Origin of the sequence: Sulfuricaulis sp. (genome assembly GCF_040901545.1) — a bacterium.
Lineage (GTDB): Bacteria > Pseudomonadota > Gammaproteobacteria > Acidiferrobacterales > Sulfurifustaceae > Sulfuricaulis.
The window spans coordinates 1-24,456 of record NZ_JBBDYL010000052.1 but is presented as its reverse complement, the minus strand read 5'-3'; the positions used below and the strand labels follow the sequence as shown (position 1 = coordinate 24,456).

Genomic DNA, 24,456 nt, shown 5'->3' with positions numbered 1-24,456 from the left:
TTACCAGCGGGCATGATCATCCGTTACGACGTTCACCGTAAGTTTCCAGTGGGCGGCGAAATCGCCACCAACGGCGAGAATCCCTTGAGGTCAGTGAAAAACTCATGCCCATATCAGTTACTAACTCGGCGCTGGCAATTGTGTTGTATTTGAGTGCATGTAATACCGGTTTCATCCAATTATCTTCTATCCCTTGAATAATCTTGTTCCATCCGGCAGCGTCTTCGTATTTCGATACATATTGAATATCATCTAGAATGATGAGGTGTTTACCGGGCTTCCCGGCATGCTTCAGCCAGATATCGAAGATTCCAGGCGGGCTACCCCAGGGAATCTCGGACATGCGCGCCAGTGACAGACTTATCGGTTCATTGCTCCAGATTTTTGTCCAGGATGCCGGCGTGATGCGTGGAAGCCTGCCTCCACCCCAGAACCATAAGCTGTTGACAGGAAGTTTGCCACCTTGCTCTCGTTCAGAATTTACATTCGATGCATGCAAGATAATCTGGATTTCATTCAGTGTTGTATGCCAAAGCCTGCTGTCCGGACCCTTGGGCAGGTATGGATGAACATCTTGACCGATGACTTGTGATAAAGGTGACGTAGTTATATTGTGATTTTTCGGAGGTTTAAGATACCAGCGATCCGGGCACGGGGCTTTAAGCAACCACCCGTCGCCCTTGAAAACTTCCATTATTTCTCCCACCAGCCGGTTTGCCTGTTCTTGAGTGATTCCCAGCCTTTGGGCGTCAATGAGCACCAATCGCTCCCGGTCAAGACTGAGATTAACCGGATCGGCGCGTATCCACCAGTCATTGTCAATTACGCCCATGTCGTTCATGCGCGTTATGGCCGCCACCGGCAGATCTGAATTCTCATCGGCGTGAATACCGAACAGGGAAAACAACCCGTTTTCATATCCCGTTGTAGCATGTGAAATTTTCTGTTCGGACCGGACAAGAAGTTTCTCCAGCGCGCGTAGCGAGCCCACCGAAGGTTGATTGCCGCCGGGAAGGTCGAATATACCTGGGATGTACAGAGTCAGCTGATTGCGGGTGGTCGAGCTGTCAGAGTATTGAGGCATATCTTAGTTTTGTACGCTTTATTCGCCACGCCATTGAAAAGGTGATTCTAAGTTAATTCTTTCGCGTAAAGAATGAATTTGGATTCAAGCAACCGATAATTATTTCAATGAATTGTCGGCGGACGTCCTCCGCTCGGCGCATTTCACGAACCGATGAGTCGGGATATGCACTATTCTGGATCTGGAAATGCCAGCCTCTAAAACGCGAATTTATGACCCGACAACTGCAAAAACCACGGTTTTTACCGGAAATTTCGGCTTCTGGCCTGACTTTTGCATAAATATAAGCTAAATCCTTAATTATACGAAATATAAGGCGGGGCGCCCTTGAATACCAAAGCCGGTGCATCAATTTCTCAGGAATCCAAAGATGCCGACAACAACAACGTCGTCGCACTGGAAAGTTTTATCCAGTCCAGGGCTTCCAAATCGGCCGCGGACAGTTTTTCAAAGCATGTGGCGGTGTTCAAGCGCTGGCGAGATGATCTCGCCCAGGCGATAGCCGATTATCAAAGCTGGGTTGAGCGCCAGGGATTCGCCGATGGCGAACAGGATTTGCGCGTATACGAGTTGATTGAAACACTCCAATCTGACAAATTGACGGTTGCGTTAGTGGGCGAATTTTCGCGCGGAAAAACTGAACTGCTGAACGCCATTTTTTTCTCGGATTACAAGCAGCGGCTTCTGCCCTCTTCCGCCGGACGCACAACCATGTGTCCAACCGAACTGCGCTGGGTGGAGGAAGATGGACCATGCGTCAAGCTTCTGCCGATTGAAACTCGCAAAACAGCATTGACAATTTCCGATTACAAGCGCACGCCGATCCACTGGACGACACTGCATATACTGAAATTGGGATCTGCGGATGAAATCAACGAGGCATTTTCCGAGATAACGCGAACCAAGAAAGTCACTGTTCGAGAAGCCCAGGAACTGGGGCTTTACAATTCACGCATTGAGTCAGTGCAATCATCAACCAAAGAGCTGGTTGATGTACCCGTATGGCGGCATGCCATCGTCAACTTCCCACATCCACTGCTGAAGCAGGGACTGGCTGTACTGGACACGCCGGGCCTGAATGCGCTCGGCCACGAGCCGGAACTGACCCTTAATACGCTTCCCAATGCGCAGGCAATCCTGTTTGTGCTTGCAGCCGATACGGGTGTCACCAAAACCGATCATGAAGTGTGGACGAATCATGTCAATGCCATAAAAGGAAATACACATCTTGTTGTGCTTAACAAAATAGACATTCTCTGGGACGAACTGCAACAGGATTCCGCAATATCCAAAGGCATTGCACGACAGATTGAAGAGACATCGCGCGCATTGCATGTAGATAGAAAAATCATTTTTCCTGTCTCCGCACAAAAAGGTCTGGTTGCCAGAATCAAGAATGACCGTACGTTAACCGAGAAGAGCGGGTTACCGGCATTGGAGCACACCCTGTCCGAGGAAATCATACCATCTCGGCACACGCTGATACGTAATCGAATCGTGCATGAGATCAGCGGGAGGGTTGAAAGCAATCGCGCGCTGATTGAATCCAGGCTTACAAGTGTCAATAAACAGCTTACGGATTTAAAGGCATTGAGTGGCAGGAACCTTGATGCAATTCAAAAGATGATTGCACGCATGCGGCAAGAAAAACAAAAGTACGATAAAGAACTAGAAGGTTTTCAAATTACGCGTGCTGCGCTCTCCAGGCAAGCACAGATTCTGCTTGGTTTTCTGAGCATGAAAAGTTTGGACGAATTAATCGTCAAGACACGTGTGGAAATGAATGAAACCTGGACAACACGCGGACTTAAATCCGGTATGGCAACATTCTTCAAAGGGACTCTGGAACGCATGGAAAAAGTCAGTCAGGAAGCTGATGAAATACGCAAGGTTATCGAGGCCATTTATTTAAGACTGCACACGGAATATGGCCTGTCGAAGATAATACCGCCGAGATTATCGCTGCTCTCATATGTGATGGAATTTAAAAAGCTCGAAGAAAGAGCAAATGCATTTCGTGATAGTCCTGTTACGGTCATGACCGAACAGCATTTTGTAATTAAAAAATTCTTCATAACCCTCGTCAGCCAGGCCCGTCAGCTGTTCAATGAATGCAATACCGCTGCGAAAAACTGGTTTCAGGCTGCCGTTAACCCGGTGTTTGCCCAAATCCAGCAACACAAGGTCATGATTGATCGAAGCTTCGAATCGCTTAAGAAAATCCATGAAAACATGGATAGTCTCGGTGAGCGTATCGCCGAGATGGAAGAAGTACGTAAAGATCTAGAATCCCAGATGAAGACCACGGAAACCCTGCTCGAGCGAATTCACCGCCCCCTGTCTCCATAGGTAATTGCTAGAACCTATCTCAAAATACCCTGTTTCGGTTCACGTAGGGTGCGTCCCACGCACCCATGGCTTCGTTTAAACCGTAGATCGGTGCGCAGGGCGCACCCTACCGTTTTTGAGATAGGTTCGAGTCAGACATATTGCCTTTGCTGCAAGACTTCAGCTTGGTTGCAGTTTTTATTGAAGCCACTGGCTGCATACTTTACCCTGCCAAGAGAGATTTCCTTACATCCTTGATGAAGGCGTCAAAGTATTTATCTTATAATCAATTTCGCGATGTCTCAGGATAGATGTTCGATTGCAACACAATCACTTTACTTCGCGCTTCAGGCAATTAACAATTCGTAACTTATTTTTAACGCAGTCAGAAAAATTAATACCGACAATATCCCTCGCAGGACTCGTTGTGGCGTTCTTTGACTCATGGTGCTCCCAACGTGTGCGCCGATCAGGATTCCGGCTATTAGAATCGCTGACATCAAATAAGGAATCTGATTGGTTCCCACCCGTCCGAGTAAAACAGCCGTTGAAGAGGCAAGTCCCACCACCAGCGTGGTACCGATGGTAATGCGCGTTGGTATTCGAAGTATATAAAGCATCGCAGGAACAAAAAGAAACGCCCCGCCTTGTCCAATAATGCCCGAAAGCGTTCCAATAATGAGCCCAACGAGTACGGCAAGCGGTTTATTAAATTCAAGCCTTTCGACTTCGGGCTCTGATCCGGTTTCCTGGATGGGAATCAACATCATTACTGCCGCCACGATGGCCATTGCGGCAAACACCATGAGCAATACCTTGGAAGTTAAATAGACCGACACAATTGACCCGGAGAGCGATCCGATCACGGTGCTTCCGCCCATGGCATAGGCGAGCGGGACGCTGATCCGTTTGTGTCTCTTGTGGCCTATCGCGCCAGAAATGGCGCCGAAGAAGCTTTGTACGGCGGTAAGGCTTGCGGCTGTTTTCATGCTGAGTGCCCCCACTCCCAGTGCTGTGGGGACGTACAACAGCAGCGGTACCATGACGATCCCTCCACCTATACCAAGGAGTCCCGACACAAACCCCCCGACAAGCCCGAGCGCAAACAGTGTCGGGAACATCCCTGGGTCCATGACGGCAGATCAGGAAGGATTATTTATTGAAAACTACAGGAGCTTCTGTGCCATTAAGTGCTGTGACCCGGCCTACCACGGCAGATTCAGCAAAACCGAATTCCTTGAGCTTTTCTATAAAGTAATCTGCTTTTTCCGCAACAGCGGAAATCAGCAATCCGCCATTTGTTTGCGGATCAGTAAATACCAATTGATGGTCGATGTTCCACTCATCATCAAAGTGAATCGAGTCGCCATAACTGTGCATATTACGATAGGCTCCGCTGGGTACAACGCCTTCCCTGACGAGAGACCAGGCCTCTTCCAGAACGGGAACGGCGGCAGTATTAATTTCCATGCGAACTCGCCCGGCTTTTGCCATTTCGAATAAATGTCCGGCAAGGCCAAATCCTGTGATATCGGTTAAAGCATGCACGCCTTGTTGCTTGCCCAACCACGATCCGGGCTTGTTAAGTTGGGTTATATGATGAATGAATTTCTGATAAGTATTTTCCCGGATTGTGTTGATTTTGATAGCACTGGCGAGAATTCCAATGCCAAGCGGTTTGGTAAGTATTAATAGATCTCCGATTTGTGCGCCCGCATTGGTTTTTACCAAGTGTGTATGGGCTTTCCCGATAACAGATAATCCGAAAATTGGTTGTGGATTATCAATACTGTGACCGCCGGCGAGGGGGATACCGGCTTCCTGACAGATTTCCACGGCGCCGCGCATGATTTCCTGCATGGAGTCCATGGGAAGATGATTGATGGGGAAACCAACAATGGCAGTAGCGATAAGCGGATCAGCCCCCATGGCATAAATATCACTGAGGGCGTTAGCGGCGGCGACGCGGCCGTAAATACAGGGATCGTCAACAATAGGGGTGGAAAAATCACTGCTGAAAATCAGCGATTCATGCTCGTTGATTCGCATGACGGCAGCATCATCATTATTTTCGATGCCGACTAGCAGGTCAGGTTGACTCCACTGTTTTGGAACTTTCTCCAGAATTTGTTGCAGCGCCGTGGGATCAATTTTGCAGCCGCAACCTCCCGACGCAGAAAACGACGTGAGTTTCTGTGCATCCATCTGTTGCTCCTTGGTGAAGTTACTCCATTTTTGAAACGGAAATATTGTTAGTTGGATCTCGGTTTGCGCATGGAGCAGTCACCTTAAAAGACTGCCTGTCAACCAACAGCGATATCGATGGCTGATTTCACGACAGCACGACCACAACGCATGGATGTGAAGCCCCTCTCGTTCTCACTTGGAGGTACATGGCCTCCCGTGTCAGGCGCATCGCAAATAAATTCAGCGATTCACTTACATTTTTCTATGATAATTTACAAATCTACTATAGAAATGTACTCTAACTGCCGGACTATATTATGAATTTGTTAATGAGTCCGCAAGCAACAAATTTTTCGATTTATGGTGATGATACGAATCCCATATCGAAATTATGGTTAAATTCGTGAGTGCTCTAGCGCATTCCTAGGACAGCAGCCGACCCGATTTATGTGCCGAATTGCCTGACAATTTATTTACCCCCATTGCGCCACGATGGGCTTCCAGGTAACGCGTGATATCGGCCTGCGGCATGGGGCGCCCCAGATAATACCCTTGCGCGATATCGCAGCCGTGTTTGGCCAACAGGCCAAGAACCTTCTCGTTCTCAACGCCCTCCGCCACCACGGAGAGACCAAGGTTATGCGCGAGTTCAATAGTGGAAACGACAATCGTGGTATCGTTCTCGTCGCCCGCCATGTTCATCACAAATGACTTGTCAATTTTGAGCGAAGAAACCGGGAATTTTCTCAAATAAGCGAGTGAAGAAAATCCGGTACCGAAATCATCCACGGACAAATGGACATTCATTGAATGAAGACCGGTTAACACTTCGAGTGCACGCTCAGGATTGGCCATCATTGCGCTTTCAGTAATTTCCAGTTTCAGGAATGACGGGGGAATGTTCCAGGTGGAAAAGATTGCCTTCAGTTCATCAACCAGCGACAGATCCTGAATATTCCAAACCGAGAGATTGACAGATACATTCATCTGGATACCCTGACGTCGCCAGGTATCTACCTGCTTCAGCGCATTGTTGAGTACCCACATGGTTAATGGCCTGATCAGTCCGGTTTGTTCGGCGATAGGGATCATTTCATCAGGCGGTATCATGCCGCGCTGCGGATGTTTCCAGCGTAACAGGGCTTCAACGCCAACGACGTTTTGTGTTTTTATATCTATTTGAGGCTGGTAATACAGTTCAAGTGAGTTATTATCAATGGCATCGTGGAGGTCCCTCTCCAAAGCGAGGCGCGTGACACTGTGACGATCTTGTTGTGGGTCGTAGAAAGCACAACCGCTATTTCCGCGTTTGGCTAGATACATGGCAACATCAGCGTGCTGGATTAATGTTTCAGCATCGAGTCCATGATCCGGATATATTGCAATACCGAGGCTTCCGCCCACATATAGAGTGTGCCGTTCATATACGAATACTTTCTTCAGAACCAGAATGATTTTTTGTGCGATATGATTCGCATAAGTGACATCCGTAACGGGTAACAACACGGCGAATTCGTCTCCACCAAGACGCGCAATGGTATCCGAAGGACGCAGGATATGTTGTAGGCGCTTGGCGACTTGCTGGAGTATCTTGTCGCCAACCTGATGTCCCAACGTATCGTTGATATCCTTGAAGCGATCCAAATCCATGACGAGAAGAGCAAGATAAGTATTCTGTCGCTCTGCCAACTGGATGGCGTGCGTAAGCCGGTCATGCAGTAAGGCGCGATTAGGTAAATTCGTCAGGGCATCATGGAGCGCCTGGTGCTCAATCATGGCTTCCACTGTTTTGCGGGATGTAATATCGGTAAATGAACCGGACAGGCGCACGGCTTCGCCGGTGGGACTGCGTATGGCTTTGCTGCGTATCAAGATCCAGCGATGGTCTTGAATACCCTGCATGCGAAATTCGGCCTGGTAGAGATCATCACCCGTTCCTTTTTGCAAATACGACTCGAGTTTACCCAGGATGGTGGGTTGATCCGGCGGTGCGATTCTTTCGGAAATCAAATATTTTGGATTGCTGAAAAAATCTTGGTCTGATTCAAGCATTAATATTTGCCTGAGTCTCGGTGAAAAATACGCTCTATCAGTCAGCACGTCCCAATCAAATATTCCGTCGTTCGTTCCAGCGACAGCAAGCCTGAACCGCTCCTCGCTGCGACGCCGGATTTTGTCGAGTTTACGCATTCGTATCAGCAAGAGGCTGGAAAATATTGATAATGCCAGGAATACCGTCACTAATCCTGCCATCAGTTTTAGTTCGTATTTTTTCTTTTCCAGCGCGACTTGTCCACGACGTGCCAGTAGTCCCTTGTCATAATCCGCAGAGGGCGTATATATTTGCGCACCAAATTTGTTAATACCGAAATTACGAATCCGCTCTTGTGTCTCATCTGATATAAGATAGTCGAGAAAACGTTCGGCAAGTTGTTGGTTCGCCTGGGGGAATCTATTGGCATTGATTACGATGGCCGAATAATAATTGCGTAAAAGTATGTTGTCCCGGAACAATGGTATGACACCGCCAGCGATCAACTCGCGGTTCACAAGATAGGTTTCCGAGATCGGTAAACGTGTAACTGCCGAATAAAGCTGCGTCTCTGAGTGTTGCTGACGAGCTGACATTATTAATTTCATAACCCACCCATTCGGGTTCTATTCCGGCCAACAGCCATAATTCGTTCAGTTTATTCAGCGTACCGGATCGCTTACCGGGGACGAGAAACGGGACTTCTTCGCGCCCCAACCGCTGTAGTACCGCGACCAAGTCGCTTTCGCTGGCAATTTTCAGCGGGTCATCCGGTGGACCGAAAATCGCAAATCCGTTGAAAAATAGCTGGGTTCTCAACAAGCCGTAGTCATCTTCAACAAACAGCTTTTCGCCTTCCGGATAGTGAGTAATGACAAGATCGGCAAATCCGCGCCGCCCTATGTCCAGTGTTGCTAATGCACCTGCAGATTGAATATGAATGGTGATATCGGGATGCCTGCGGCGAAAATCGTCGGCAAGATCCCCTATCAATCCCGTATCGACTGCGGTTTGTGCCGCTGCGATTCTTAGATTGCCTGCCGCCGACGCGTGGTCCGCGTTGACGAAAAACAGCGCTCCTATCGTCAGTGTAATAAGCAGGAATTTCAGCATATTACTGATGATGTTAAAAAAGTGAGTCAAGGGGATTCATCACTGCTGTACTTCCTATCTGTTCGCTGATTCGAATTTGCCCAATCAACGATCCGGTCTGGAATGCGCTCAAGCGGCAATATTTCGCATACGGCATTATGGCGAATGGCCTGATCGGGCATTCCGAACACCACACAGGTTTTTTCATCCTGGGCGATAGTGTGGGCACCGGCGGTTTTCATTGCATGGAGACCCCGGGCACCATCACTACCCATGCCGGTGAGGATTATTCCCAGGGCATTTTCTCCCACAACCCGCGCCACCGAATCGAATAAAACATCAACCGAGGGTCGATGCCGATTGACCAGTTCGTCGGAATAAATACGAACGGCATAGCCTCTACTCGCAGACGTGATTGACATGTGCAAACCTCCGGGCGCTACGAGTGCAACACCCGGTTTTAACGGATCACCATTTTTCGCTTCACGAACTTCCAGATCACAATGATTGTTAAGACGTTCTGCAAACGACGCCGTGAATTTCGGCGGCATGTGTTGCACGATAGCAATACCGGGGGTCGGTCGCGGGAGTTTTTCCAGTATTTCGGAAATCGCCTGTGTTCCGCCGGCAGATGCGCCGATTGCGATTATTCCTTCACGGCAAAACGGTGAGACAGGAGAATGCTTATGGTGTTGTATATCTGAAGCGATGACATCGACAGAAGGCCGCACATGTGCACCGGCGGCGGCACGAACCTTTTCGCAGATTTCTTCCATGAGGTCACTGCTGATGCCATCGAAAGTATTCTGCGGCTTAGTAACGAAGTCCACGGCGCCAAGATCAAGCGCGCGCAGTGTCGAATGAGCGCCTTTTTCCGTATGCGATGAAACCATGACGACAGGTAAAGGATGGAGTCGCATAAGTCTTTCGAGAAAAGTAATACCGTCCATGCAAGGCATTTCGATATCGAGTGTAAGCACATCAGGTTTAAATGTTTTAATCATTTCACGTGCGACAAGTGGATTCGCTGCTGCACCCACGACCTGAATGTCGGCTTGTTCGTGCATGATGGACGTCAGCAGCTTACGCATCACCGCCGAGTCGTCAATGACGAGAACCTTTATTCTTTTCTTAGCATTCATAATTAGAAAGGCTCTTATCTTGTGAATACTCCACGTTAAAACAGTGTGACATCGCCATCGAGCTTCTGTTTTTTGAGGCTGATAAGATAGACCAGTTCTTCTTCTGCTGTCCGCTTGGCTTCATTGTTACCGAGATATTTCATAAAAACCTTCCCGGTATTTGTATGAAACAGAACCCGTCGCGGCAAATAACCTCCCAAGTCTTCTCTGACTACTGGGATTTTTTCCGTTTCCAGAAATCGTTTCACGAAATCAATGTTCCGTTGTGGAACACCATCGAGATTCTCGCGTATGTTCAAGACATGCCCGCCGCCGAAAATCTTCGCCTGAAAACGGGATCGATCGGCGCCGATTTTCATCAATTCGGCGATGAGCAACTTCATGGCATAAACCCCGTATCGTGTGCTGGCAGGGTTTTTCGGATCTGCGCCCTCTGGCAGCATGAAATGGTTCATCCCGCCAATACCTGTTTCTTGGTCATACAGGCAAGCGGCTATGCACGATCCGAGAACGGTATCCAGAATCAACGGCTCGCGGCTGGCACGCAGTCCGCCGATATTAATGCTTACGCGTGACAATTCTGAATCGATATCAACCGGGAGATTATTTCTCGGTACATATGTTGGACGAGCCGGGTCCATTTTATTTCTCCTCCCGGTTATGGTAGATGCTGTGTCCGACTGGTTTGAATTTATGAACCAGTCCGTGCATAGCCTCTGAGTGGCCAAGCATCAAATACCCGTCCTTCTTCAATGCATTGCCCATGCGCTGAAATAGCTTCTGTTGAGTTGGTTTATCGAAATAAATCAGCACGTTCCGGCAAAAAATAACGTCGAATCGCTCATGCATGGGCCAAGGGTCGTTAAGCAGATTGAGCCAATTAAATTGAATCAGATTCTTCAAAACCGGTTTCACCATGACATAACCCTCATGCGTCCCCTGCCCTTTCAGAAAATACCGGTGCAAGAGCGCTGGCGGAATCTGTTTAGCCTGCTCGAGTGTATATATGCCATTCTGGGCGCGAGATATCACGTCAGTGTCGATGTCGGTAGCGAGAATTCGCACATCCAGTTCAGTGCATGACAGCATGGCTTCAAGGACTGTCATGGCGATGGAATATGCCTCTTCGCCAGTTGATGAAGCCGCGCTCCATATCCGCATCGGCCGTACGCGATTTTGATTCCGCAGATATGCGGGTATCAGGATTTCTTTCAGGAAGTTAAAATGATGTTGTTCGCGAAAAAAATCGGTTTTATTGGTGGTAATGCAATTGATCATTGACACCAATTCGTGCCCTTTCGGGTCGCCTTGTGTCAAAAGCGAGTAGTACTCGGAATAGTGACGGAGTCCATGGAAGCGCAGTCGTTTTGCGAGACGGGAGCATACCAGTGCACGCTTGTGTTCAGATAGTGCGATACCTGTGTGCAGATGGATGAATTCACGGAGCAGGCGAAATTCATCGTCTGAGATAACCAGACGGGTGTCTTCAAGCTGAACTCTGATAGTTCCGGTGACGGTATTATTAGCCACCATCTTCTGTTCTCCGCCACTACTTTTGACATGGAGCGTAGCGGGGATTTCCGTCACGTTCCGAATATCTTGGATCTAAACCGCCTAGAATTCCTTCCAGTCTCCATCCGCAGAATTGGTTTTATTTTGAGCCGCAACTCGCGGCTTCAAGTACTGCACTTTGGGGGTGCTAACCGGTGTTGTGGAATTATTCGAATCATCCTCGATATGTGTCACACGAGGTTTTATCTGTGCTTTGCTGAACTTAATCTTCGCAGGCATTTCTTTTCGAGGGGAAGACTTTGCGATGGCTCCGGTCTTTAGCGTGAAATGCGACACAAGGCTCATCATTTGTTCCGCCTGTGACGTCAGGGATTGTCCTGTGCCGGAAAGCTCTTCCACCTGTGCTGCATTTGACTGAGTGACGCTATCCATTTGCATGATAGCGCGATTGACCTGGTCAATGCCTGCCGCCTGTTCCTGGCTGGAAGTGCTGATTTCCGCAATGATTTCTGCGGTATTTTTCACGCTCTCCAGGATGCTTTCGAGCGTTTTGCTCGAGGAGCTGACCAGCTCAGCCCCATCCTGTACCTTCTCCACACTGTCATGGATCAGGATCTTGATTTCTTTTGCGGCAGAAGCGCTGCGTTGAGCGAGGTTGCGAACTTCTGCGGCTACCACGGCAAAGCCGCGCCCTTGTTCGCCGGCCCGCGCCGCTTCAACCGCAGCATTAAGAGCAAGCAAATTGGTTTGGAATGCAATTTCATCGATAACGCTGATTATGTCCGAGATTTTTGTGCTACTGGCATTAATTGCATCCATGGAATACTTGACCGATGATGCCATCGTTACACCTTCGTGTGCGGCATTCTGCGCATCCAGCGCAACTTTATCTGCCCGTAATGCATTATCAGCATTATGCTTAACGGTGCTTGTCATTTCCTCCATCGATGCGGCGGTTTCTTCTAGTGAGCTCGCCTGTTCCTGCGAAGATGATGAAAGTTGCTCTGCCGCTTCGCTCAATTCCTGAGAACCAGATGCAACCGTCTCTGCCGCATGCATAACTCGCAAGATATGTTCATGAAATTCGTTTACCAGTGCATTCAAAGCGCTGATGGCCCGGCCAATCTCATCCCTGCTGTCTACATGTATCGATATTGTCAGGTCACCTTGCGAAATTCGTTTCAGAGCATCAGCCAATCCAACCAGGGGATTCGATATGGTGCGAACAAGATATGTAACAAACAGGGCGCTCAGAACAACACTGAGTAAGATCCCAAATAAAAAAACTGTCTTAACAACCTGAATGGAAGCGCCAGCTTGTTTCAACTCACTCAGTGATCCAGCAGCGCTTGTAGGTTCTACATTTATCAGCCGAGCATGAACCCCATCGGTAAGTTGTTCTGCTTGATGCAGTTTCAACAGCCCAACGCCACCGACTAATAAGAGAAAAAACGACATTGTCGCGGCGGCGGCAATTAATTTGCTGCGTACGGTGATATTTTTCATAAAGCTTAAAACCATGGGATTCCCTTCGTGAGTTGATGTATTACTTTGCCGTTGCAGAGACAGCCGCTGTTTCCACCTGATCCAGTGTTTCCGACTTGATCATCCGGTCCATGTCCAGAAGAATGAGCAGTTTTCCATCAGATTGCGCCAAACCACTGATAAATTCCCGGTTTTTCTGACCTTCATATTCTGGTGCCGCGCGTTTTTGCTCCGCTTTCACATTAATCACATCGCTTACGGAGTCAACAACAATCCCTGCGAGGCTTCCTCCCAAATTCATGACAATAATAGCCGTGACGGGCGTGTATTCTGTTTCTTTTAAATTGAAGAACAAGCGCAAATCGATGATGGGAACAATCAATCCACGTAAGTTCAGTACCCCACGCACATAATGTGGACTATTCGGTATCGGTGTAACCTTGTCCCATCTCTTTATTTCCTGAACCTTTAGCGCCGACACGCCATACTCCTGGCCATCCAGCCTGAATGTTAGGTATTGGTCTTCATCAATCTCAATTTCTTGCTGTTCACTCATATTTCGAGCCGTATTCATAACTTAACTCCTTATTCGAACTTACGGATAGCCAATCAGAATTCATTCCAGTTAGAATTTGCGTCCACCACTTTAAGCACGCGTTTTTTTGCCGGTTCCGCTCGCGTTGACTGCTCAACTGGCGCTGTCTGTTCAGATATGTTAGCTACGCTACGCACATTTTGCACGCGAGGTTCGCTCGTCGCACGTATGCGAGTTTCTTGGGTCATTTGACTGATTTGCTCGGATCCAGACAATTTAAATACATTAACTGCTTCATTCAGTTTTCTGGCTTGCTCCTCGAGCGCGCTGGCGGCGGCTGATGCTTCTTCAACCATGGCGGCGTTTTGCTGTGTGACGCCGTCCATCTGTGTAACAGCCGTGTTAACTTGTGCAATACCTGAACTCTGTTCATTGGATGCTGCCGCAATCTCTGCAATCAGATTGCTTACCTTTTTTATGCTAGATACGATCTCGTCCATCGTTTTTCCCGCATTATTCACCAGTGTTGACCCGGTCTGGACCTTGCTAACCGAGTCATCGATCAATACCTTTATTTGCTTAGCCGCATCCGCAGAACGCTTGGCGAGGTTCCGGACCTCGCTGGCCACAACGGCGAATCCCCGACCCTGCTCTCCGGCACGTGCTGCTTCTACAGCTGCGTTAAGCGCCAGGAGATTGGTCTGATAGGAGATTCCTTCGATTACGGAAATGATTTCGACAATTTTCTTGGAACTTTCCGTAATTGTATCCATCGTCGCAACAGCTTCGCCCACGATCTCGCCGCCTTTAACAGCCACTTCACTGGCGTTACTTGCCAGATGATTGGCTTGTTTGGTGTGTTCGGCATTTTGCATAACCGTGGCCGTTAATTCCTCGAGACTGGCAGCGGTTTCTTCAAGGCTCGAAGCCTGTTCTGAAGTGCGTTGTGAAAGCTCATCGTTGCCTACGGCGATTTCTGCCGCGGCAACGGCAATTGAGTTAGCACTGTTGCGCACTTCGGTGACGATGCTGACCAGACTGTTATTCATCTCTTTCAGGGATTGCGACAATTGCCCTGTCTCATCGCCTGATTTGACCTCTACTCGGCTGGTCAGATCGCCACTGGCAACTTGTCTGGCTATTTTCACTGCCTGCGTAAGCGGATTCAGGATTTTTCTGCCCATTAAAGTGCTGATAAGAATGGACATTACACAGGCAATCGCAAGAACTATCACTGCTATCAGTAATGACCGGTTAAACGTCGCAATGGCGCCATCGTAACTCTGCTTTGCCTGCGAGGTTTCATAATCGATCAAAGCGGTAAAATTGGACATGAGCGTATCGTAGACATTATCGGTTTTGGCCATTGAATCCACGCCCTTCTTTCTGTCGCTGATCGAAAGGTCGATTGATTCTGATACTTGTGTCTTGTAATCACTCAAGTTATTGATTACCACTTCCAGAAGTCTTTTTTCCTCATTTTCACGGCTGGATTTGAGCAGCACATTCAAGTCCGTAAGGATTTCATTGACATACGCTTTCTGTTCTTGAGCCATCGCGTCAACCAGTTCCTTGTTGTAACCGGATGCCAGGATGACCAGGCGGTAGACGCCGGAATGAACCGACGAGATTCTCCCCGCCGAATATGTGCTTGCCGAGTAATGACTTATCCGGTTCTCATAAATATCGACTAAGGCCTCTTTTTCAGCCCACATGGCACTAATCGTTACGGCTCCGAAAAGCAACAGGAAGAGGATGGCTGTTGTCGGTCCGATAAGAAGCTTGTGAAATAAGCGCATTGTGATTCTCCCAATTACATCGCAGTAAAGAGATTGATTCGAATTGATGACTGAATAATTACGCAGTAATCATCAGTGTATAAAAATTGTTTCATTGCATCAGTGTCCTAAACCCTGCTGAGGTTCAAAAGACTGCTCATTTGGCTGGACGACTACTTGATGCGATACAATCGCGGATTTATTCATATTGCGCTGTTGTGATCCGGTGTGCGCCATATGAATGAGTCCCGCAACATCCAATATCATTGCCACGGTACCATCACCAAGAATGGTAGCCGCCGAGATACCTTCAACTTTACGGTAATGCGTCGTGAGACTCTTAATGACTATCTGCTGTTGCCCCAGCAAATCGTCAACATACAAACCGGCCTTTTTCCCATCGGCCTCCACGATAACAAGCAAGCCTTTCGTGAGGTCGGTTGAGCGTGGTTCGATACCAAACAAATCATATAGACGAATGAGCGGTAAATATTCGTCTCGAAGGCCGAATAATTCCGCGCCACCCGCAGGGCGACTCACCTGCTCCATGCGAATACATACCGATTCCAGGATGCTTACCAGCGGTAGAATGTATACATGTTCGCCAACCTGGACGCTGAGACCGTCCAAGATCGCCAGCGTAAGTGGCAGGCGAATGGAAAAACACGTTCCCTGATTGATTTGCGATGAAATTTCTATATTGCCACCGAGGCTGCGTATATTGTTGCGCACGACATCCATCCCCACTCCTCGTCCAGATATATCGCTGATGGTTTTTACGGTCGATAATCCCGGATAGAAGATCATCTCGGATATTTCCTGCTCGTTCGGCTTAGCGTCGGCGGATATCAGGCCCTGGTTTACTGCTTTGGCCAGGATAAGGTCATGCTGCAGGCCGCGGCCATCGTCACGAATATCAATCATGACATTGCCGCCTTTCTGATAAGCCTTGATTTCAATGATGCCGGTTTCTGGTTTCCCGGCGGCACTCCGTTCAGCGGGAGATTCGATACCGTGATCCAGGCAATTACGCACCAGATGCAATAACGGGTCGATTAAGCTGTCTATAACTGTTTTGTCAATTTCCGTCTGTGCGCCATGTATGACCAAATCCGCTTTTTTCCCCAACTTCTGGCGCATGTCATGTACCAGTCGCGGCAGACGGTTGAATGCGAAACTAAGCGGAAGCATGCGAATCCGCATCACGCTCTCCTGCAATTCGCGGGTATTCCGTTCCAATTGCGCAATGCCGGCAAAAAGTTTCGTAAGGTTTTCAAAAGAGAAATTGGTCGTGATCTGGCTCAGCATGGTTTGTGTGATCACAAGCTCACCGACTGTATTGATGAGCGCATCAACCTTGGGGACACTGACACGCAATGTGGCGGCGTGTGAATCCATGCTGGCAATCGTTTCCGCGAGGGCGCGCTGTGACATGGCCGGCATCTGAGCCTGTTTTTCCGTTATTTCCAGATCACAGGCGTCGATAACCCAGCTGAATACTTCTGCGACGGTCTCACGCGATACTTTTCCGACCAGCTCGAGATTCCAGGATAGATGGCATTCTTCGGGGTCCAGCTGTTCCCAGGACGGTACCGCGGAAACATCGACCATGGTATTCAAATTTCCAAGCTCGCCCAATTCACGGAGAATCCGCAAAGGATCGTTCCCGGTACGAAACATTTGTTGATTTGGTCTGAATCGAATTTGCCAATGACATTTTTTTGCCGGATCGCTTTGCGTCTTCGATGTTCCGGGTAATGGCGTGGATTCGCCTTCCCCTTGGATGTTTTCAAGCTGGAGGCACATGGCATCAACATACTTTTTGTCGGGTTCTTTCCCTGTCCTCGCGGCAATGATCAGATTCCGCAGGCAATCCACCGATAACAACAATAGCCCAATAATATGGCGATTTGGCTGGCAGCGTCCTTCACGCAAATCGTCAAGCCGCGATTCCAGCACATGCGCAAAAGCAGCAACATCGCTGAAACCAAACGTGCTGCTCCCTCCTTTGATTGAGTGGGCCGCACGAAAAATGGTATTGAGAATTTCGTGGTCTGCTACTACGATATTTCCGGTATCCTCCGAGGTTTTCTCCAGACGGAGCAATTCAGTTTCCATGTCACCCAGGCCTTCGAGGCTTTCCTCGAAGAAGGTCTGGTGGAATTGACGCATGTCTATGGCCATACTTTATCCGGGCTTTATCCGAGAACTTTTTTTACCACCGAAAGCAATTGTTCCGGATTGAAAGGTTTGACAATCCAGCCCGTGGCGCCGGCGACCTTTCCCTGCTGCCGCTTGGTTTCCTGCGATTCCGTGGTAAGCATGAGAATCGGTGTGAATTTAAATTCCGCCAGTTCGCGTAACGATTTAACGAGTGTGATGCCGTCCATATTAGGCATGTTCACATCCGCGATAACCAAATCGACTTTTTTGCCTTGAATGACTTTCAGCGCTTCGTCCCCGTCAGAAGCCTGGATGACTTCATGTCCCACGCTGTTAAGCGTGAAACTGATCATCTGACGCATTGAGGCGGTGTCATCTACCGTTAGTATGGTTGCCATATAAGCATATCTCCTTTAAAACAATTCGACGGCGTGTCCGTCATCCTGCGCGCGGAGGATTTTGGGCAGATCTCTAGCGCCGTCTTTCGCTGGCCTGGTATCAGCATCTTGCGCCTGGACATCACGCATGCGTGATAACCAGCGTTCGTTTCCAGGTAGATTTCTCAGTAATCCCTTGTCGAGATTGAGCGTCTCTTGCATCAAGTGATAAAGCGAACGACGCAAGTCATCCATCGGTAGCAACATACCGTGAAGTTTCTGGCTGGTGATATCATGAAATTGGAGTGAAACGACGACATTCTGAACATCCTGGGCAATTTCCTTGCTGATATCGTTGATGCGACTCACGGTTTCAGCGACTTCGCGATTTTTACCCTCGAGAGAACGCGTGAGTGCGATTACGTCCTCCTTGATCTTGAGGGCATGCTCCATATCTGCAGCAGAAAGCATGCGCATGTTTCCATAAGTCTTGCTCAAACCGGTTCGTACTTCTTTCAAGTGCACACGGATACGGTCGCTGAACTCGTGTGAACGTTTGCTGAGCCGGCGAACCTCCTGTGCAACGACCGAAAACCCGCGTCCGTGTTCGCCAACACGCGCTGCCTCGATGTCCGCATTCAATGCGAGCAAGCTGGTTTGATCCGCGAGCTTTTCCACGTCAAGCAGGAATCCGTCGATCGCCTGAGTGCGGTTTTGTACCCCATCGAGTTCACGCACCATATTCACGGAAAGATCCGCAACACGGACAACTTCGTCCGCCATTTTGTTGAGTCTCTCGTCTGAAACCTGAATGAAGTCCTTCAGTGATTGTGGCACTCCATCACTCGTTGCTCCCTGGGTTCCTTCGAGCAGTTCCATGGCCTGTCTTGCTTGTATCGTGGCCTTGTTGATCACCGCTTCGAAGCTGCTGGCCAGTGTATTGGCCGCTTGTTCTGTTTGTCTGATTACCGTGTAAATTCCCTTGCGCAAGATGAGCGCGGCTTCGCCATAACGCTGCGCGACATCCACCCAACGCCGCATCAGATCCTCCAAACGGCGGCGTTGATTATCAGCCGCCATTGTCTGCAGGACTTCATCTACTTGCGGTATTTGTTCGATACCCTTGGAGGTTGAAAGCATTTCATCGATTTGATTGAGCGCCTGATCCGCATCCTTCCCTTCCAAGACTTCTTCGCCTTCGAGAGGAAGTCTGTTATTGATTTCCTTGCGAGCGTACACGGCAAGCACGATTAATGTCCCGATGGCGCAGAGGCCGCCTCCCATTCCCGCCCACAAGGGCACGAACGGTAATGTCCACAGCAGAGAGACGGTCATACCGGCGGCAGCCCAGAGCCACCACCGAGGCCACATTTCTGCATGTTTCCGATAAGATTGGCTGAATGAAAGTGGTCCAGTCATGATGTCATACCAAGCGTGGATTCAAGACCAAGTAGCCGCGCCGCACGTTGCAGGCCCGGAGATATTTTTTTCCAGGTCAACACGAGACCACGATCACTGGCTGTGCGATAAAAACTCGTCAATACCTGCATGGCCGCGGTATCGAGATGCTCGACTTGACCCCCATCCAGACTAATGAGTGATTTGCCTGTGAGTAACGAACCCAGCATTTCATGCATAGCACGAACATCTGCAACGCCCAGTGAGGGCGCCAGGGAAACATGTGCCTTACCTGCCGAGTGCTTGATGTGAACTGGGTCCATGCCATTTCCCATTACGACCCCTCCTTAGGTGGGGTCTCTGTCTCACAACCATTTCCTGTATCCGGGACATCCGGTTACTTCTGTCATCTCTAATAGTTATAGCAATACCTGTGCCAATTTCAGGGAGGTATTCAGGTTAATCGGACAAATTTAGCTGAAAAATCAGGCATTCACCGGCTGCGGGCTGAAAATGACCGATATATTCAGCAAAATTAGGGTTCGATGTTGCCGGGTATAGAAGGGATTGCCCGGATGAAGATTAGACAGGTGATGCGAGTTGGTCCGGATGCGTCACTATGTTGCAGGGAATGTCAGGGGGAAGACATATTGTTCAAGATGGCCTGTTTGACCGCCTTTAATTCGGCCTTGATTTTAAGTAATGGGCCACTGCTTTGTTTAATGGCGGTATCCGGGTCCTTGAGCCCGTGTCCGGTCAGAGTACAAACCACACGGCTGGTCTCGGGAATTTTACCGTGCCGGATATCATGCGTGGCGCCAAGCAGGGAAACGGCGGACGCCGGTTCACAGAAAATGCCCTCTGTTTGCGCCAGCAGTTTTTGGGCCGAGAGTATTTCCGCATCAGTGAATTTATCGAACCAGCCGTGCGATTGCTTTTGCGCCTCCCAAGCCTTTTCCCACGACTGTGGTCGACCAATACGGATTGCTGTCGCGACAGTTTCTGGATTATCCACCATTTTTCCATGAATGAATGGTGCGGCGCCGGCGGCCTGGTATCCCAACATGACCGGACAACCACTCGAGATGCCGTCAAGGGCATATTCGCGGTATCCCATCCAGTAAGCGGTAATATTTCCCGCGTTACCCACGGGAAGACAATGGTAATCCGGCGCGTCCCCCAGTGCATCAATGATTTCAAATGCCGCTGTCTTTTGTCCTTGCAAGCGATACGGATTGATCGAATTGACGATCGTTACTGGTGCTTCATTGGCCACTTCCTTCACAAGCTCCATGCCGGTGTCGAAATTGCCCTGAATTTGGATGACTGTCGCGCCATGAATCATCGCCTGCGCCAGTTTCCCGTGTGCAATTTGACCATCCGGTATGATCACGAAACATTTAATACCGGCACGAGCCGCATAGGCTGCCGCCGAAGCCGAGGTATTGCCGGTGGAGGCACAGATGATAGCGCGGCTGCCTTCTTCAATGGCCTTGGTCACGGCCATGGTCATCCCGCGATCTTTGAATGAGCCAGTTGGATTCAGTCCTTCGAACTTTACATAGATGTCCACGCGCTTACCCAAATCTTGGGTAATATTTTCAAGGCGAATCAAGGGTGTGTTACCTTCACCCAGGCTGATAATCCGGCTGCCAGAGGAGACAGGTAATCGCGCGCGGTATTTTTCTATCAAGCCGGTATACCGGTCATCCGAATTCATAGCAACGATTCCAAATCAGGATTTATGGATCTCAAACTTCTCGCTGAACCAATAACACAAAGGCTGGTTTTAGTGAACTTCCGTGGTTTAGTCGCAGAAGCGATAATTGTTAAACCCACTCACAATTCAAATGTTCAAGCCGGATGCGCGCCACACGGTCTTTGATCGAGTCCAGCTTTTCAATTCGGGCAATCGCTTCATTCATGTTTTTCTCCTTGACCCGCTGCGTCAGGATGATGACCGGTACGGCCACTTCACCGACATTCGGTTCCTTCTGAAGGATGGATTCGATGCTGATTCCCAAATCAGCGAGTATGCGCGTGACGTCGGCGAGCACCCCCGGGCGATCAATCGCGTGAAGTCTGAGATAATATGAAGTCTCGACTTCCTCAATGGGTAATATCGGCATATCCACGAGCGCATCGGGCTGGAATGCCAGATGCGGAACACGGCTGTTCGGGTCAACCGTGAGCGTACGCACAACGTCCACCAGATCAGCCACGATCGCTGAGGCGGTAGGTTCAGCGCCGGCTCCGGCGCCGTAGAACAATGTCGGACCCACAGCATCGCCCTTGACCAGCACGGCATTCATGGCGCCATCCACGTTGGCAATCAGTCTCCGCTCGGGAATGAGGGTGGGATGCACCCTCAATTCAACGCCACCATTAGTGCGCCTGGCGATGCCAAGAAGTTTCAAGCGATAACCCAGCTTTTCAGCGTATTGCACGTCCATTCGGGTTATTTTGGTAATTCCCTCGGTATAGGCCTGTTCGCATTTTAGCGGAATACCGAAAGCAATGGCGGCCAGTATTGCCAGTTTATGTGTCGCATCGATGCCTTCGACATCGTAAGCGGGATCGGCTTCGGCGAAACCGAGGCGTTGCGCCTCCTTGAGCGCGTCGGAGAAATCCGCTCCCTTGTCGCGCATTTGTGTAAGTATGTAGTTGCTCGTTCCGTTGATAATACCGGCCAGCCATTCGATGCGATTCCCGGCGAGTCCCTCGCGTACGGATTTGATAATGGGTATCCCCCCGGCCACCGCGGCTTCAAAGGCGACCATTACTTTTTTCTTTTGCGCTAATGCAAAGATTTCATTGCCATATATGGCAATGAGAGCCTTATTGGCGGTGACGACGTGTTTTCCGTTTGCAATGGCCTCAAGTACCAGCGTGCGCGCAAGCTCATACCCCCCGATCAGTTCGACAATAACTTCAATCTCGGGATTGCGCACCACTTGATGCGGATCCGACACAAGCTGAATTCCTTCCATCGAACAGGGGCGTATTTTGCTTAGATCGCGCGCACAGGCCTGGACGATCTTGATTTCGCGCCCGGCACGGCGAGTGATTTCCTGTCCGTTACGGGCGAGTACATTGACCGTGCCACAGCCTACGGTGCCGAGGCCGAGCATACCGATCTTGACGGGCTTCATAGGGCTTGTTCTTTTTTTGTATTGATTACCTTGTCGCGGCGAAACATTTCGCGTATCGATCGGGTGGCCTGACGAGTCCGATGCTCGTTTTCGATCAGTGAAAAACGGACATATTCGTCGCCATACTCGCCGAAGCCTATTCCGGGAGACACAGCCACTTTCGCATCCGCAAGCAGCTTCTTGGAAAATTCGAGCGAGCCCATGGCGCGATAAGGTTCGGGAATATGGGCCCAAACGAACATGGTCGCTTTGGGTTTTTCCACCATCCAGCCGGCGGCGAACAGGCTGTGGCACAGCACGTCACGCCGGTTCTGATAGTTAAGCCGTATTGCTTCAAGGGCCTCTTGCGGCCCTTCGAGCGCGCGGATGGCCGCTACCTGGATGGGCGTAAAGGTGCCGTAGTCGAAATAGGATTTGAGGCGCGACAATGCTGCCACGAGTTTTGGGTTGCCGCACATGAACCCGACGCGCCATCCGGGCATGTTGTAACTCTTGGAAAGGGTGAAAAACTCCACCGCAATGTCTTTCGCTCCGGGCACCTGCAATATGGACGGGGCCCGGTATCCGTCGAACACAATGTCGGCGTAGGCGAGATCGTGGACTACCCAAATATTGTGCTCTTTCGCGATGGCGATTACCTTCTGGAAAAAATCGAGCTCGACACACTGGGTCGTGGGATTGGCGGGAAAATTCAGCACCAGCATCTTGGGAATGGGCCAGGTGTTCTTGATGGCTTTTTCGAGCTCGGCGAAAAAATCCACGCCCGGCACGAGCGGCACGTGACGGATGTCGGCTCCGGCGATAACAAAACCATACGCGTGGATGGGGTAACTTGGATTCGGGACCAGTACCGCGTCTCCCCTCTCTACCGTGGCCAATGCCAGATGTGCCAACCCTTCCTTCGAACCGATGGTGACGATTGCCTCGCTGTCCATGTCGAGTTCGACATCGTAGCGCCGCTGGTACCACTGGCAGATGGCGCGTCGCAGACGCGGGATACCGCGCGACACCGAGTAACGGTGCGTATCTTCACGCTGAGCCGCCTCGACCAGTTTATCCACGATATGCCTGGGCGTGGCACCGTCGGGGTTCCCCATGCCGAAATCAATGACATCTTCCCCGCGTTGACGCGCCTGCGCCTTGAGTTCATTGACGATATTGAAAACGTACGGCGGCAACCGCTTTATGCGGGGAAATTCTTCGTTTTGTGACATGTATTTCGTGGTGCTGTTATAGTAAGGGCTTGTCGCCAAGATATTGAATACTCATGCATTATAGGACTTTCGCGCCATGGATGAAACCTGCTCTCGCCGAGTGCAGCGATGAAAATTCATCTTGAAACAGGAATCGGTCAAAATCTGATCCGCGCCTATGCTCCCGGCCGCATAACGGTTAATGAGGAAGTATATACCCGCAGTCTGGTGGTGACACCGCGACAGATCATAGCGGAATGGCCGCCCGAGTCTTTTGCCGATCTCCTGGAAGAGCATTTTCAGACCATCGTTGCCCTGAAACCGGAAGTAGTCATCCTCGGTACCGGGGCGCAGTTGGTGTTTCCAGCGCCGAGTCTGACCCGTGTCCTGATAGAAGCGAAGATCGGCCTGGAAGTCATGGATACCGGCGCCGCATGCCGTACCTACAATATCCTCATGAGCGATGATCGCAGAGTCGCGGCCGCCTTGCTGATGATCAAGGAGTAGCCGCCGGATCCCGTGGCGCAGGGCGACTCCCTTCCGAGGCGCAGCTCCTTCGAAGGGAGGACGCCGGGCCGCCACCGGAAACGACGTTCATTGAGTCGCCTGGCCGCCACCGCCGAAGGAGCTGGCGCCACGGGCGGTGGCGGCAGCGACTCCGTCCCGTGGCGTAGCTCTTTCGGACGGAGGAAGCGGGCTGCCGTTCCAGAGCCTTATTCCTTGAGTCGCTCGGCTGCCATCTCCGAAAGCCTGCGTCTCGGGATCTGGCAGCCCCTTCGGAGACGGCGGCAGTAGCACCCAAGGGAACATCGCTCACTGCGGCTACCTGCGCCCATGGCCGAAGGACCGCCGCCTGCCGAGGTGCAAGCACTTTCAGAGATAGCAGCGTGGTGGCCCGTGGTTGACGGTTTTCCTTGCAGCGGTCTTGCGCGGCGCGCTCCGAAAGAGCTATCGCCTCGGGAGCGCGCCGCTACATTCGCCTCGGGCCCTGGGCGCTA

General features: G+C 50.1%; 20 protein-coding genes. 2 read left to right on the top strand and 18 right to left on the bottom strand.

All coding sequences use genetic code 11. The features are described 5' to 3' along the window. Positions 1–16: 16 nt before the first annotated feature. On the bottom strand, positions 17–1,084 hold the full coding sequence (locus WD823_RS10670) for a hypothetical protein (protein ID WP_368429482.1): 1,068 nt from the start codon (positions 1,082–1,084) through the stop codon (positions 17–19). A gap of 327 nt (positions 1,085–1,411) precedes the next feature. Between WD823_RS10670 and WD823_RS10665 the strand changes: the two genes are divergently transcribed. Then, positions 1,412–3,433 (top strand): dynamin family protein, encoded by a 2,022-nt coding sequence (locus WD823_RS10665; protein ID WP_368429481.1) that lies wholly within the window; start codon positions 1,412–1,414, stop codon positions 3,431–3,433. A 326-nt stretch (positions 3,434–3,759) separates the two neighbouring features. Here the strand turns inward: WD823_RS10665 and WD823_RS10660 are convergent, their stop codons facing one another. From WD823_RS10660 to alaC, 17 genes are all read right to left on the bottom strand, one after another. After that, entirely contained in the window at positions 3,760–4,533 is a 774-nt protein-coding gene (locus tag WD823_RS10660) for a sulfite exporter TauE/SafE family protein (RefSeq protein ID WP_368429520.1), read from the bottom strand. A 31-nt stretch (positions 4,534–4,564) separates the two neighbouring features. After that, on the bottom strand, positions 4,565–5,617 hold the full coding sequence (selD, locus tag WD823_RS10655; RefSeq protein WP_368429480.1) for a selenide, water dikinase SelD: 1,053 nt from the start codon (positions 5,615–5,617) through the stop codon (positions 4,565–4,567). A gap of 405 nt (positions 5,618–6,022) precedes the next feature. Beyond that, complete coding sequence (locus tag WD823_RS10650) at positions 6,023–8,149, bottom strand: putative bifunctional diguanylate cyclase/phosphodiesterase (protein WP_368429479.1); 2,127 nt, start codon at positions 8,147–8,149, stop codon at positions 6,023–6,025. After that, the gene (locus tag WD823_RS10645; protein WP_368429478.1) at positions 8,052–8,744 is read right to left on the bottom strand and encodes a substrate-binding domain-containing protein; all 693 of its coding nucleotides are present in this window, start codon (positions 8,742–8,744) and stop codon (positions 8,052–8,054) included. Before WD823_RS10645 ends, WD823_RS10650 begins: the two co-directional genes overlap by 98 nt. Before the next feature lie 26 nt (positions 8,745–8,770). Next, positions 8,771–9,865 (bottom strand): chemotaxis response regulator protein-glutamate methylesterase, encoded by a 1,095-nt coding sequence (locus WD823_RS10640; RefSeq protein ID WP_368429477.1) that lies wholly within the window; start codon positions 9,863–9,865, stop codon positions 8,771–8,773. Positions 9,866–9,900: 35 nt separating this feature from the next. After that, complete coding sequence (locus WD823_RS10635) at positions 9,901–10,506, bottom strand: chemotaxis protein CheD (RefSeq protein WP_368429476.1); 606 nt, start codon at positions 10,504–10,506, stop codon at positions 9,901–9,903. Position 10,507: 1 nt separating this feature from the next. Beyond that, complete coding sequence (locus WD823_RS10630) at positions 10,508–11,452, bottom strand: protein-glutamate O-methyltransferase CheR (protein WP_368429475.1); 945 nt, start codon at positions 11,450–11,452, stop codon at positions 10,508–10,510. A gap of 27 nt (positions 11,453–11,479) precedes the next feature. Continuing rightward, the gene (locus WD823_RS10625) at positions 11,480–12,883 is read right to left on the bottom strand and encodes a methyl-accepting chemotaxis protein (RefSeq protein ID WP_368429474.1); all 1,404 of its coding nucleotides are present in this window, start codon (positions 12,881–12,883) and stop codon (positions 11,480–11,482) included. Positions 12,884–12,923: 40 nt separating this feature from the next. Then, positions 12,924–13,436 carry a chemotaxis protein CheW gene (locus WD823_RS10620; protein WP_368429473.1) on the bottom strand — a complete coding sequence of 171 codons (513 nt, stop codon included), beginning with the start codon at positions 13,434–13,436 and terminating at the stop codon, positions 12,924–12,926. A gap of 35 nt (positions 13,437–13,471) precedes the next feature. After that, a complete protein-coding gene (locus tag WD823_RS10615) occupies positions 13,472–15,196 on the bottom strand; it encodes a methyl-accepting chemotaxis protein (RefSeq protein WP_368429472.1) in 1,725 nt (574 codons plus the stop codon). 99 nt (positions 15,197–15,295) lie between these two features. Further along, positions 15,296–17,359: a chemotaxis protein CheA gene (locus WD823_RS10610; protein ID WP_368429471.1), complete on the bottom strand. Its 2,064-nt coding sequence runs from the start codon at positions 17,357–17,359 to the stop codon at positions 15,296–15,298. A 14-nt stretch (positions 17,360–17,373) separates the two neighbouring features. Further along, positions 17,374–17,736, bottom strand: coding sequence for a response regulator (locus tag WD823_RS10605; RefSeq protein ID WP_368429470.1), 363 nt, complete (start codon positions 17,734–17,736; stop codon positions 17,374–17,376). 15 nt (positions 17,737–17,751) lie between these two features. Further along, positions 17,752–19,050, bottom strand: a complete 1,299-nt coding sequence (locus WD823_RS10600; protein ID WP_368429469.1) for a methyl-accepting chemotaxis protein — start codon at positions 19,048–19,050, stop codon at positions 17,752–17,754. 80 nt (positions 19,051–19,130) lie between these two features. Further along, positions 19,131–19,448: an STAS domain-containing protein gene (locus WD823_RS10595; protein WP_368429468.1), complete on the bottom strand. Its 318-nt coding sequence runs from the start codon at positions 19,446–19,448 to the stop codon at positions 19,131–19,133. A 299-nt stretch (positions 19,449–19,747) separates the two neighbouring features. After that, a complete protein-coding gene (gene thrC, locus WD823_RS10590; protein WP_368429467.1) occupies positions 19,748–20,833 on the bottom strand; it encodes a threonine synthase in 1,086 nt (361 codons plus the stop codon). Between the two features lie 109 nt (positions 20,834–20,942). Continuing rightward, positions 20,943–22,265, bottom strand: coding sequence for a homoserine dehydrogenase (locus tag WD823_RS10585; RefSeq protein WP_368429466.1), 1,323 nt, complete (start codon positions 22,263–22,265; stop codon positions 20,943–20,945). Next, positions 22,262–23,479, bottom strand: coding sequence for an alanine transaminase (alaC, locus tag WD823_RS10580; RefSeq protein WP_368429465.1), 1,218 nt, complete (start codon positions 23,477–23,479; stop codon positions 22,262–22,264). Before alaC ends, WD823_RS10585 begins: the two co-directional genes overlap by 4 nt. 108 nt (positions 23,480–23,587) lie before the next feature. On the opposite strand from alaC, the gene WD823_RS10575 reads away from it, so the two are divergent. Then, positions 23,588–23,965, top strand: coding sequence for an Mth938-like domain-containing protein (locus WD823_RS10575; RefSeq protein ID WP_368429464.1), 378 nt, complete (start codon positions 23,588–23,590; stop codon positions 23,963–23,965). Positions 23,966–24,456: the final 491 nt, after the last annotated feature.